The 12580-nt window shown below is 71.8% G+C and carries 11 protein-coding genes; 10 read left to right on the top strand and 1 reads right to left on the bottom strand.

Annotated features, from left to right (window positions below):
- The first annotated feature begins 202 nt into the window (after positions 1–202).
- The 4 genes from IO40_RS0104220 (at position 203) to nusB (ending at position 3517) form a co-directional block, all read left to right on the top strand.
- Positions 203–1180, top strand: coding sequence for an AAA family ATPase (locus IO40_RS0104220; RefSeq protein ID WP_078565625.1), 978 nt, complete (start codon positions 203–205; stop codon positions 1178–1180).
- A 103-nt stretch (positions 1181–1283) separates the two neighbouring features.
- Positions 1284–2438 carry an aminopeptidase P family protein gene (locus IO40_RS0104215; protein ID WP_031174896.1) on the top strand — a complete coding sequence of 385 codons (1155 nt, stop codon included), beginning with the start codon at positions 1284–1286 and terminating at the stop codon, positions 2436–2438.
- An 84-nt stretch (positions 2439–2522) separates the two neighbouring features.
- On the top strand, positions 2523–3089 hold the full coding sequence (gene efp, locus IO40_RS0104210) for an elongation factor P (RefSeq protein WP_016467707.1): 567 nt from the start codon (positions 2523–2525) through the stop codon (positions 3087–3089).
- Positions 3090–3091: 2 nt separating this feature from the next.
- Positions 3092–3517 carry a transcription antitermination factor NusB gene (gene nusB / locus IO40_RS0104205; protein WP_016467706.1) on the top strand — a complete coding sequence of 142 codons (426 nt, stop codon included), beginning with the start codon at positions 3092–3094 and terminating at the stop codon, positions 3515–3517.
- Positions 3518–3602: 85 nt separating this feature from the next.
- Here the strand turns inward: nusB and bldD are convergent, their stop codons facing one another.
- Positions 3603–4103 (bottom strand): transcriptional regulator BldD, encoded by a 501-nt coding sequence (bldD, locus tag IO40_RS0104200; protein WP_030407913.1) that lies wholly within the window; start codon positions 4101–4103, stop codon positions 3603–3605.
- A gap of 238 nt (positions 4104–4341) precedes the next feature.
- Between bldD and pyrR the strand changes: the two genes are divergently transcribed.
- The 6 genes from pyrR (at position 4342) to carB (ending at position 12552) form a co-directional block, all read left to right on the top strand.
- Positions 4342–4959 (top strand): bifunctional pyr operon transcriptional regulator/uracil phosphoribosyltransferase PyrR, encoded by a 618-nt coding sequence (pyrR, locus tag IO40_RS0104195; RefSeq protein ID WP_016467704.1) that lies wholly within the window; start codon positions 4342–4344, stop codon positions 4957–4959.
- 213 nt (positions 4960–5172) lie between these two features.
- Complete coding sequence (locus tag IO40_RS0104190; protein WP_016467703.1) at positions 5173–6189, top strand: aspartate carbamoyltransferase catalytic subunit; 1017 nt, start codon at positions 5173–5175, stop codon at positions 6187–6189.
- Position 6190: 1 nt separating this feature from the next.
- A complete protein-coding gene (locus IO40_RS0104185; RefSeq protein WP_016467702.1) occupies positions 6191–7489 on the top strand; it encodes a dihydroorotase in 1299 nt (432 codons plus the stop codon).
- A complete protein-coding gene (locus IO40_RS0104180) occupies positions 7486–8085 on the top strand; it encodes a PH-like domain-containing protein (RefSeq protein WP_016467701.1) in 600 nt (199 codons plus the stop codon). Before IO40_RS0104185 ends, IO40_RS0104180 begins: the two co-directional genes overlap by 4 nt.
- The gene (gene carA / locus IO40_RS0104175; protein ID WP_030407916.1) at positions 8085–9239 is read left to right on the top strand and encodes a glutamine-hydrolyzing carbamoyl-phosphate synthase small subunit; all 1155 of its coding nucleotides are present in this window, start codon (positions 8085–8087) and stop codon (positions 9237–9239) included. Before IO40_RS0104180 ends, carA begins: the two co-directional genes overlap by 1 nt.
- Positions 9232–12552, top strand: a complete 3321-nt coding sequence (carB, locus tag IO40_RS0104170; RefSeq protein ID WP_016467699.1) for a carbamoyl-phosphate synthase large subunit — start codon at positions 9232–9234, stop codon at positions 12550–12552. Before carA ends, carB begins: the two co-directional genes overlap by 8 nt.
- The last annotated feature ends 28 nt before the right edge of the window (positions 12553–12580 follow it).

Genomic DNA, 12580 nt, shown 5'->3' with positions numbered 1-12580 from the left:
CCCTCCGGAACCCGGGCGGCCCCGGTGTCCCGCACGACGGGAACCGCGGGCCGCCTTCGTGCGTCGGGCACTGCGGAGCGGACCCGGCCGTTCACACCGTGACGGGCGGGGGAGGTACCGTCAGTGGTCGAACGCTCAGTACAGCACCCGGCGTTGGCGTCCGCCGCCAGCGCCCGCACACGGAGACGGAGTTGGGGTCCGGATGCAGCACGCAGGTGCCCAAGGCGCCTATGGAGGCTTCGGGGCACAGTGGCCCGGTCACGCACCGTCCCCGCAGGCCGGCGAGGCGGCCGGGCACACGCCGCCTTCCCCGCCGCAGGGGCACGCCCAGCTCCCTCCGCCCCACCCCCCGCACCCGCATCCGCACCCCCAGGCGCCGGCACCCCAGCCGCCTCCGCAGCCGCCGGCGCCTCCGCACCAGCACCCGCAGCACACCGGGCACCCGCACCAGCAGCCCGTCCCGGCCCGTCCGCCGGCCGCACCCGCCCCGCCGCACGGGGCGCCGCAGCAGCCGGGCGGCAGCATGCCCCCGGCGGAGGCGACCGGCCATGTGAAGCTGCCCCCGGGCGGCCCCGTCGAGATACCGGCCCCGGACGCCACCCCGGCCCAGCTGGACGCCACGCGCGCCGCCGTCGCGGTGCTGCTGATCGGCCCGGCCGGCGCGGGCAAGACCACGGTGGCGCGCTACTGGGCCGACCACCGGGCCGTGCCCACGGCCCACATCAGCCTGGACGACGTCCGTGAGTGGGTGCGCTCCGGTTTCGCCGACCCGCAGACGGGCTGGAACGAGAACTCCGAGGCCCAGTACCGCCTCGCCCGCCGCACCTGCGGCTTCGCCGCCCGTAATTTCCTGGCCAACGGCATCTCCTGCATCCTCGACGACGCCGTCTTCCCCGACTGGCCCGTGATCGGGCTCGGCGGCTGGAAGCGGCACGTGGGCCCCGGCCTCATCCCCGTGGTGCTGCTGCCCGGCCTCGATGTGGTGCTGGAGCGGAACGCGGAGCGCACCGGCAACCGACGGCTCGCCGACGAGGAAGTGGCGCACATCCACGGCCGGATGGCCGGCTGGTACAGCTCCGGACTGCCGATCATCGACAACTCCCGGCAGGACGTGGCCAGCACGGCACGGATGCTCGACAACGTGGTCGCGCGCAGTCTCGCCTCCCCCGTGAGCTGGTGACCGGGCCGGGCGGCACACCCGCCGCCCGGCCCGGCCGCCGCCCCGTCGCCCGGCTGGCCGTGTCCACCCGGCCCCCGCGCCCGGCGCTGCGTACCCTCGGCATATGTCCGAGGTGCATGTGTCCCGCCGCGCGAGGCTGCGCGACCGCTGTGCGGCGAGCACCGCCCACGACGGTCCCGCCGACGCGGTGCTGGTCTCCAGTCCGGCCAACGTCCGCTATCTGACCGGCCGTGCGGCCCCGGGCAGCGTGCTGCTGCTGGGTCCGGACGGTCACGACACCCTCGTCTCGGCGCCGGGCGAGGGCCCCGCCAACGGCGCTCATCCTGCCGACGATCTGCGCGAGCTGGGTGTCGAGGCGCCCGGCTCCCCGGCCGCCCGCGGGGAGGCCGGTACGGACGGTGACGCCGCCGTGGCCGCCGCCCGGCTCGCCGAGCGCGGCGGCGCCAGGGCGCTCGCCGTCGAGGAGCACCATCTGACCGTCGCCCGGCACCGGGCACTGACGGCCGCCGCGCCCTCACTGCACCTGGCCGACCTGGGACCGGCCGTCGAACAGCAGCGGGTGGTCAAGGACGAGGAGGAGATCTCCGCGCTGCGCGTCGCGGCCGAGATCACCGACCAGGCCCTCGGCGAGCTGCTGGAATCCATCCTGGTGGGGCGCACCGAGCGGCACCTGGCGCTGGAACTGGAGCGCCGCCTGATCGACCACGGGGCGGAGGGCGCGGCCTTCCCCACCTCGGTGGCCACCGGGCCGAACGCGGGTCTGCCCGGGCACCGGCCCACGGACCGGCGGGTGGAGGAGGGGGACTTCCTCTCGGTACGGCTGGGTGCCCGCTACCGTGGTTACCGCTGCCAGATCGGGCGCACGTTCGTGATCGGCACCGCCCCGGAGGCGTGGCAGATCGAACTGTACGACCTCGTCTTCGCCGCTCAGCGCGCGGCGCGGGAGGCGCTGGAGCCCGGTACGGAGTGCCAGGAGGTGGACCGCGCGGCCCGCCAGGTGCTCACGGCGGCCGGCCACGGCACGGCGCTGGGCGAGTCCACGGGCCACGGTGTGGGGCTGGAAATCGGTGAGGACCCTCGGCTGTCGCCGGGGGCCGTGGGTAAACTGGACGCTTGTGTGCCGGTCACCGTCGAACCGGGGGTCCATCTCCCGGGCCGGGGCGGCGTCCGGATCGACGACACGCTCGTCGTCCGCCCGCAAGCGGACGGCGGACCCGAGCTACTCACCATCACGACCAAGGAGCTGCTCGCCCTCTAGCTCCCCCAGGGGGAGGGGCCCACGGGCCGCGGAGGCGCGGCAGCCGCTTTGGTCTCCGCAGCAGTCTCAGGAGATTCCGCGACCGTGGCTTCCACGAACGACCTCAAGAACGGCATGGTGCTCAAGCTCGACGGCGACCAGCTCTGGTCCGTTGTCGAGTTCCAGCACGTCAAGCCGGGCAAGGGCCCCGCCTTCGTCCGCACCAAGCTGAAGAACGTCCTGTCCGGCAAGATCGTCGACAAGACGTTCAACGCGGGCACCAAGGTCGAAACGGCCACCGTGGACCGACGGGACATGCAGTTCTCGTACATGGACGGCGACTACTTCGTGTTCATGGACATGCAGACCTACGACCAGCTCCACGTGGACCGCAAGACCGTCGGCGACGCGGCCAACTACCTGATCGAGGGCTTCGACGCCACGGTCGCCATGCACGAGGGCGAGGTCCTCAACGTCGAGCTGCCGGCCGCCGTCGAGCTGACGATCAAGCACACCGAGCCGGGCGTCCAGGGCGACCGCTCCACCGGCGGCTCCAAGCCCGCCGAGCTGGAGACGGGCTACCAGATCCAGGTCCCGCTCTTCATCACCACCGGCGAGAAGATCAAGGTGGACACCCGCTCCGGCGAGTACCTCGGCCGGGTGAACAGCTAACCGTGGCCGCACGCAACAAGGCCCGCAAGCGCGCCTTCCAGATCCTCTTCGAGGCCGACCAGCGCGGCGCCGACGTGCGCACCGTGCTCGCGGACTGGTTGCGGCTCGCACGCACGGACAGCCGGCAGCCGCCGGTCTCCGAGTACGCGATGACCCTGGTCGAGGGGTACGCCGAGAACGCCGCGCGGATCGACGAGCTGCTCTCCACCTACGCGGTGGGCTGGACGCTCGACCGGATGCCCGACGTGGACCGCAGCATCCTCCGCCTCGGCGTCCAGGAACTGCTGTGGGTCGACGACGTGCCGGACGCCGTCGTCATCGACGAGGCCGTCCAGCTGGCGAAGGAGTTCTCCACCGACGAGTCGCCGGGCTTCGTCAACGGCCTCCTGGGCCGGCTCAAGGAGCTGAAGCCGACGTTGAAGCGGTGACCGCGCCCGACGCCCGACACCGACAAGGGGGTGTCTCCTCACCGGACGGTGAGGAGACACCCCCTTCGTCGTGGCACCGGGTGTCTCAGACCTCTTCGTGCGAGACGGCCCGCCGTGCGTCGGCGTCGAGGACGCCCCAGCTGATCAGCTGCTCCGTCAGCACGGACGGCGACTGGTCGTAGATGACGGCCAGGGTGCGCAGGTCGTCCTGGCGGATGGAGAGGACCTTGCCGTTGTAGTCCCCGCGCTGCGACTGGATCGTCGCCGCGTACCGCTGGAGCGGACCCGCCTTCTCGGCCGGGACGTGGGCCAGGCGCTCCAGGTCGAGCACCAGCTTCGGCGGCGGCTCGGCGGCCCCGCCCGGAGTGGTGCCCGGCAGCAGTTCCTGCACCGGCACCCCGTAGAAGTCGGCCAGCTCGGCGAGGCGCTGCACGGTCACGGCCCGGTCGCCGCGCTCGTACGAGCCCACCACGACCGCCTTCCAGCGGCCCTGGGACTTCTCCTCGACACCGTGGAGGGAGAGGCCCTGCTGGGTGCGGATGGCGCGGAGCTTGGCTCCGAGCTGTTTGGCGTATTCGCTGGACATATGGCTCCCCGGACGCTGTTTCTCGCTGAGCGGCTGCGCCGCACGCATCGCTGCGCCGCGCTCTTCGTAACTCACTGTGAGGTTACGCAGCGTAATGTGCCGCGTCAAGCCGAGGGGGTCCAGACGGCTGGTGCGGCCCCCGCGCCGACTTCCGCACGCCTCCTGGTAGCGTTGAGCAACGACAGACAGACGTCCTTTAAGGCCCGTCCCGTGAGGCGGGGAAGGAGGTCCGGTTTTCATGGACGACAGCAGCGCGAACCTGCAACCCGCGCGCCCCGTACTGGAGGCGCCGGACATCAAGCGGGTGCTCACCCGCATCGCCCACGAGATCGTCGAACGCGCCAAGGGCGCCGGCGACGTGGTGCTTCTCGGCATTCCCACCCGCGGTGTCTTCCTCGCCCGGCGGCTGGCCGCCAAGCTGGAGGAGATCACCGGCAGCGCGATCCCCGTCGGATCGCTCGACATCACGATGTACCGGGACGATCTGCGCCTGGGCCCCGCACGCGCCCTGGCCCGCACCGAGATCCCGGCCGAAGGGGTGGACGGACGGCTCGTCGTCCTCGTCGACGACGTGCTCTACTCCGGCCGCACCATCCGTGCCGCGCTCGATGCCCTCGGTGACATCGGGCGGCCCCGCGCGGTGCAGCTCGCCGTCCTCGTGGACCGCGGTCACCGTGAGCTGCCCATCCGCGCCGACTACGTCGGCAAGAACCTGCCCACGTCCCAGCGCGAGACCGTCAAGGTGCAGCTGACCGAGGAGGACGGCCACGACGGCGTGCTGCTCGGGCTGCGCGAGGACGCCGCCGACAGTGCCGGGGCCGACCGCTTCCGCCACGGCACGGCCCCCGCGGGCTGACCGCCCGCACCCCGCCGACGCGTATCCGCCCCACCCGCCCCTGCCGCACCGGCGCACGGAGCGCCGCACCGGTGTGCCCCGCGCCCTCGCGTGCCCGCTTTCGGGGGATGCGGGCGGATAAGCCCGGCACCGTACGCCCACGCGCGGAGCCCCGCGGCCCCTCGCGGCCCCCGAGACGATCTCCCTCCCACCCAGGAAGGCTCCAGGCAACAGATGAAGCGTCACCTCATCTCGGCCGCCGACCTCACCCGCGACGACGCCGTCCTCATCCTCGACACCGCCGAGGAGATGGCCAGGTTCGCCGACCGGCCGATCAAGAAGCTGCCCACCCTGCGCGGTCGCACCATCGTCAACCTCTTCTTCGAGGACTCCACCCGCACCCGGATCTCCTTCGAGGCAGCCGCCAAGCGGCTGTCGGCGGACGTCATCAACTTCTCCGCCAAGGGCTCCTCCGTCTCCAAGGGCGAGTCCCTCAAGGACACCGCGCTCACCCTGGAGGCCATGGGCGCCGACGCCGTCGTCATCCGGCACGGCGAATCGGGCGCCCCCCACCGGCTGGCCACCTCCGGCTGGATCGGCGGCTCGGTCGTCAACGCCGGTGACGGCACGCACGAACACCCCACCCAGGCACTGCTGGACGCCTTCACGATGCGCCGCCGCCTCATCGGCGAGGAGGGGGCCGGGCTCGACGGCAGGCGCATCACGATCGTCGGCGACATCCTGCACAGCCGCGTCGCCCGCTCCAACGTCCATCTGCTCTCCACCCTCGGCGCGCACGTCACTCTCGTCGCACCGCCGACACTGCTGCCGATCGGTGTCGAGGGGTGGCCGTGCGAGGTCTCCTACGACCTGGACGCCGTACTGGCCAAGACGGACGCGGTGATGATGCTGCGCGTCCAGCGCGAGCGGATGAACGCCGCCTTCTTCCCCACCGAGCGTGAGTACGCCCGCCGCTACGGCCTGGACGGCGAGCGCATGGCGCGGATGCCCGAGCACGCCATCGTGATGCACCCGGGTCCGATGAACCGCGGTATGGAGATCACCGCGCAGGTCGCCGACTCGCCCCGCTGCACCGCCGTCGAACAGGTCGCCAACGGCGTCAGCATCCGGATGGCCGTGATGTATCTGCTGCTCGGCGGCGCCGAGCCGGCCCGCCCCGCACCCGCCCCGGAGAGCGGCGCCGCACGCCGCCCCCACGTCGGCGAGTCCCGTACAGAGGAGAACCACTGAGATGACCGAGCCGGACGACAAGACGCTGATCCGCGGCGCGCGGGTGCTGGGCGGCGAGCCGCAGGACGTACTGCTGGCCGACGGCACGATCCAGGAGATCGGCCGCGGCATCGAGGCGCCCGGCGCCCAGGTGGTCGAGGCCGAGGGCCGCATCCTGCTGCCGGGCCTGGTGGATCTGCACACCCACCTGCGCGAGCCCGGCCGCGAGGACTCCGAGACGGTGCTGACCGGCACCCGGGCCGCCGCCAAGGGCGGCTACACCGCCGTGCACGCCATGGCCAACACCTTCCCCGTCGCGGACACCGCCGGCGTGGTCGAGCAGGTGTGGCGGCTGGGCAAGGAGCACGGCTACTGCGATGTGCGCCCCGTCGGTGCCGTCACCGTCGGGCTGGAGGGCAAGCAGCTGGCCGAGCTGGGCGCCATGCACGAGTCCGCCGCCGAGGTGCGGGTCTTCTCCGACGACGGCAAGTGCGTGGACGACGCGGTGATCATGCGGCGGGCGCTGGAGTACGTGAAGGCGTTCGACGGTGTCGTCGCCCAGCACGCTCAGGAGCCCCGGCTGACCGAGGGCGCCCAGATGAACGAGGGCACCGTCTCGGCCGAGCTGGGCCTGGCGGGCTGGCCCGCCGTCGCCGAGGAGTCGATCATCGCGCGGGATGTGCTGCTGGCCGCCCACGTCGGCTCCCGCGTCCACATCTGCCACCTGTCCACGGCCGGCTCGGTGGAGATCGTGCGCTGGGCCAAGTCCAAGGGCTGGGACGTCACCGCCGAGGTCACCCCGCACCACCTGCTGCTCACCGACGAGCTGGTGCGCTCCTACGACCCCGTCTACAAGGTCAACCCGCCGCTGCGCACCGAGGCCGACGTGATGGCGCTCCGCGAGGCGCTGGCCGACGGCACCATCGACTGCGTGGCCACCGACCACGCCCCGCACCCGCACGAGGACAAGGACTGCGAGTGGGGCGCCGCCGCCATGGGCATGGTCGGGCTGGAGACGGCCCTGTCCGTGGTGCAGCACACCATGGTCGAGACCGGGCTGCTGGACTGGGCGCAGGTCGCCGACCGCATGTCGCAGCGGCCCGCCGCCATCGCCCGGCTGGCCGGCCACGGCCGCCCCGTCTCACCCGGCGAGCCAGCCAACCTGGTCCTCGTCGACGCGGCTTACCGTGGACGGGTGGACCCCGCGGGCTTCGCCTCCCGCAGCGCAAACACCCCCTACGAGGGCCGTGAGCTGCCCGGACGCGTCACCCACACCTGGTTGCGGGGCCGCGCGACGGTTGTGGACGGGACATTGGTGTGAGCACGTTGAACCACCCGGCGGTCGCCTTCGTGGCCGCCCAGAAATCGCAGGAAGTCACCGACTGGGCCGCCCGGATCGGCTGGGTCGTCGGTCTGGTGCTGTTCATCGCGCTGCTGTACTGGCTGATGCGCCAGGGCTGGAAGTGGCGCGGCACCCTCCAGGGTGACCTTCCCGAACTGCCCCAGCGGCCCGAACAGCCCGGCGAGCCGCTGCTGACGGCGGCCGGCCGCTACCACGGCTCCACCAGCGCGGGACAGTGGCTCGACCGGATCGTCGCCCACGGCCTGGGCACCCGCAGCCGTGCCGAGCTGACCTTGACCGCACGCGGACTGGACGTCGCCCGGCCCGGCGCCGCGGACTTCTTCGTCCCCGCCGACCGGCTGCGCGGCGCCCGGCTGGACACCGGCATCGCGGGCAAGGTGCTCACCGAGGGCGGCCTGCTGGTCGTCACCTGGGAGCACGGCGGACGGCGGCTGGACTCCGGATTCCGCTTCGACCGCTCGGCCGAGCAGGCCGCGTGGGTCGAGAAGATCAACGCAATGAGTGGCGACGACGCCGTCGCGGCCACACAGCAGCACCACGAGGAAGGCGCATGATGACGACCTCCGCCAGGGGAGCGACGGATACGACGGCGAAGGACGCCCTTCTCGTCCTGGAGGACGGCCGCACCTTCCGCGGACGGGCCTACGGGGCGGTGGGGGAGACCTTCGGCGAGGCCGTGTTCTCCACCGGCATGACCGGCTACCAGGAGACCCTGACCGACCCCTCCTACCACCGCCAGGTCGTCGTGATGACGGCCCCGCACATCGGCAACACCGGCGTCAACGACGAGGACCCCGAGTCCGCCCGCATCTGGGTGGCCGGCTATGTGGTGCGCGACCCCGCACGCACCCCCTCCAACTGGCGCGCGACCCGCACCCTCGACGAGGAACTGCGCAACCAGGGCGTGGTGGGCATCAGCGGGGTCGACACCCGCGCCCTCACCCGCCACCTGCGCGAGCGCGGCGCCATGCGGGTGGGCATCTTCTCGGGCGAGGCCGCCGCGCACAGCGAGGCCGACCTGCTGGCCCGCGTCCAGGCGGCGCCCGCGATGAAGGGCGCCGACCTGTGCGGCGAGGTCGCCACCAAGGAGCCCTACGTCGTCCCGGCGATAGGCGAGAAGCGGTTCACCGTGGCCGCCGTCGACCTGGGCATCAAGGGCATGACCCCGCACCGGATGGCGGAGCGCGGCATAGAGGTGCACGTACTGCCCGCCACCGCCACCGCCCAGGACATCGAGGCGATCGCCCCCGACGGGGTGTTCTTCTCCAACGGCCCGGGCGACCCGGCCACCGCCGACCATCCCGTCGAGCTGATGCGCGGCGTCCTGGAGCGTGGCACCCCGCTGTTCGGGATCTGCTTCGGCAACCAGATCCTGGGCCGGGCGCTGGGCTTCGGCACCTTCAAGCTCAAGTACGGCCACCGCGGCATCAACCAGCCGGTCCAGGACCGCACCACCGGCAAGGTCGAGGTGACCGCGCACAACCACGGCTTCGCGGTGGACGCACCCGTCGACCGGGTCAGCGACACCCCGTACGGCCGTGCCGAGGTCTCGCACGTCTGTCTGAACGACGGGGTGGTCGAGGGGCTGAGGCTGCTCGACAAGCCCGCGTTCAGCGTCCAGTACCACCCCGAAGCGGCAGCGGGTCCGCACGACGCCGCCTACCTCTTCGACCGCTTCGTCACCCTCATGGAGGACCAGCGTGCCTAAGCGCACCGATATCCAGTCCGTCCTGGTCATCGGATCGGGCCCGATCGTCATCGGGCAGGCCGCCGAGTTCGACTACTCCGGCACCCAGGCGTGCCGCGTGCTCAAGGCCGAGGGCCTGCGCGTGATCCTGGTCAACTCCAACCCGGCCACCATCATGACCGACCCGGAGATCGCCGACGCCACCTACGTCGAGCCGATCACCCCCGAGTTCGTCGAGAAGATCATCGCCAAGGAGCGCCCCGACGCGCTCCTGCCCACCCTCGGCGGCCAGACCGCGCTCAACACCGCGATCTCCCTCCACGAGTCCGGTGTGCTGGACAAGTACGGCGTCGAGCTGATCGGTGCCCGCCCCGAGGCCATCCACAAGGGCGAGGACCGCGACCAGTTCAAGGAGGTCGTCGAGGCCGTGCGCCGCAAGATCGGCCACGGTGAGTCCGCGCGCTCCTACATCTGCCACTCCATGGACGACGTGCTGCGCGGCGTCGAGGAGCTGGGCGGCTACCCGGTCGTCGTCCGGCCCTCCTTCACCATGGGCGGTGCCGGCTCCGGCTTCGCGCACAACGAGGAGGAGCTGCGCCGCATCGCCGGGCAGGGCCTCACCCTCTCGCCGACCACCGAGGTGCTCCTGGAGGAGTCCATCCTCGGCTGGAAGGAGTACGAGCTGGAGCTGATGCGCGACAAGATGGACAACGTCGTGGTCGTCTGCTCCATCGAGAACTTCGACCCGATGGGTGTGCACACCGGTGACTCGATCACCGTCGCGCCCGCCATGACGCTCACCGACCGCGAGTACCAGGTCCTGCGCGACATCGGCATCGCCGTCATCCGCGAGGTGGGGGTGGACACCGGCGGCTGCAACATCCAGTTCGCCGTCAATCCGGAGGACGGCCGGGTCGTCGTCATCGAGATGAACCCCCGCGTCTCCCGCTCCTCCGCGCTCGCCTCCAAGGCCACCGGCTTCCCGATCGCGAAGATTGCTGCGAAGCTGGCCGTCGGTTACACCCTGGACGAGATCCCCAACGACATCACCCAGGAGACCCCGGCCTCCTTCGAGCCGACGCTCGACTATGTGGTGGTCAAGGCCCCGCGCTTCGCGTTCGAGAAGTTCCCGGCGGCCGATCCCACCCTCACCACCACCATGAAGTCGGTCGGCGAGGCCATGGCCATCGGCCGTAACTTCACGGAGGCGTTCAACAAGGCGCTGCGCTCCCTGGAGAAGAAGGGCAGCCAGTTCGACTTCGCCACGCCGGTGGCCGAGCTGGGCGACAAGGACGAGCTGCTGGAGCGGGCCGCCCGCCCCACCGACGGCCGGATCAACACCGTCATGGCCGCCATCCGGGCCGGCGCCACCCAGGAGGAGGTCTTCGAGTCGACGAAGATCGACCCCTGGTTCGTCGACCAGCTCTTCCTGATCAAGGAGACCGCGGACGAGATCGCCGCGGCCCCCGAGCTGAGCCGCGAACTGTTCGCCGAGGCGAAGCGGCACGGTTTCTCCGACGCCCAGATCGCCGCCATCCGCTCGCTGCGCGAGGACGTGGTGCGCGAGGTGCGGCACGCCCTCGGTGTCCGCCCCGTCTACAAGACGGTGGACACCTGCGCCGCCGAGTTCGCCGCCAAGACGCCGTACTTCTACTCCTCCTACGACGAGGAGACCGAGGTCGCCCCCCGCGAGAAGCCCGCGGTGATCATCCTCGGCTCGGGCCCCAACCGCATCGGGCAGGGCATCGAGTTCGACTACTCGTGCGTCCACGCCTCCTTCGCCCTGCGCGACGCCGGCTACGAGACCGTCATGGTCAACTGCAACCCGGAGACCGTCTCCACCGACTACGACACCTCCGACCGGCTCTACTTCGAGCCGCTCACGCTGGAGGACGTCCTGGAGATCGTCCACGCCGAGCAGCAGGCCGGACCCGTCGCCGGTGTCCTCGTCCAGCTCGGCGGCCAGACCCCGCTGGGCCTGGCCCAGGACCTCAAGGACAACGGCGTGCCCGTCGTCGGCACCTCGCCCGAGGCCATCGAGCTGGCCGAGGAGCGCGGCGCCTTCGGCCGGGTGCTCACCGAGGCGGGGCTGCCCGCGCCCAAGTACGGCACCGCCTTCTCCTTCGAGCAGGCCAAGGGCATCGCCGCCGAGATCGGCTACCCGGTGATGGTCCGCCCCTCCTACGTGCTGGGCGGCCGGGGCATGGAGATCGTCTACGACGAGCCCTCCCTGGAGTCCTACCTGGAGCGCCACGCAGGCCTGATCGAGAAGCACCCCGTCCTCATCGACCGCTTCCTCGACGACGCCATCGAGATCGACGTGGACGCCCTCTACGACGGCCAGGAGCTCTACCTGGGCGGCGTCATGGAGCACATCGAGGAAGCCGGCATCCACTCCGGCGACTCGGCCTGCGCCCTGCCGCCGATCACCCTGGGCGGCTACGACATCAAGCGGCTGCGCACCTCCACCGAGGCCATCGCCCGCGGCGTGGGCGTCCGCGGCCTGATCAACATCCAGTTCGCGATGGCCGGGGACATCCTCTACGTCCTGGAGGCCAACCCCCGCGCCTCCCGCACCGTGCCCTTCACCTCCAAGGCCACCGCCGTACCGCTCGCGAAGGCCGCCGCCCGCATCTCGCTCGGCGCCACCATCGCCGAGCTGCGCGGCGAGGGCCTCCTCCCGGCCGAGGGGGACGGCGGCGACCTGCCGCTGGACGCGCCGATCTCCGTCAAGGAGGCGGTCCTGCCCTGGAACCGCTTCCGGGACGTGCAGGGGCACGGCGTGGACACCGTCCTCGGCCCGGAGATGCGCTCCACCGGCGAGGTCATGGGCATCGACTCCGTCTTCGGCACCGCCTACGCCAAGTCGCAGGCCGCCGCGTACGGGGCCCTGCCCGGCAAGGGCCGCGCCTTCGTCTCCGTCGCCAACCGCGACAAGCGGGCGCTGATCTTCCCCGCGCGGGAGCTGGTCGCCATGGGCTTCGAACTGCTGGCGACCTCCGGCACCGCCGAGGTGCTGCGCCGCAACGGCATCAACGCCACCCTCGTGCGCAAGCACAGCCAGGGCCCCGGCCCGCAGGGCGAGCCGACGATCGTGCAGCTCATCCACGACGGCGAGGTCGACCTGATCGTCAACACCCCGTACGGCACCGGAGGACGGCTCGACGGGTACGACATCCGCACCGCCGCCGTCTCCCGCGCCGTGCCGTGCCTGACGACGGTGCAGGCACTGGCCGCAGCGGTCCAGGGCATCGACGCCATGGCCCGCGACGAGGTGAACGTCCGCTCCCTCCAGGAGCACGCCGAGCACCTGATCGCCGCCCGCGAGAGCTGAGCCCGTCCCCGCCCCCGCCGCCCCCAGG

It is taken from the genome of Streptomyces albus subsp. albus, assembly GCF_000725885.1.
GTDB classification, from domain to species: domain Bacteria; phylum Actinomycetota; class Actinomycetes; order Streptomycetales; family Streptomycetaceae; genus Streptomyces; species Streptomyces albus.
This window is presented reverse-complemented; position numbering and strand designations above follow the sequence as displayed.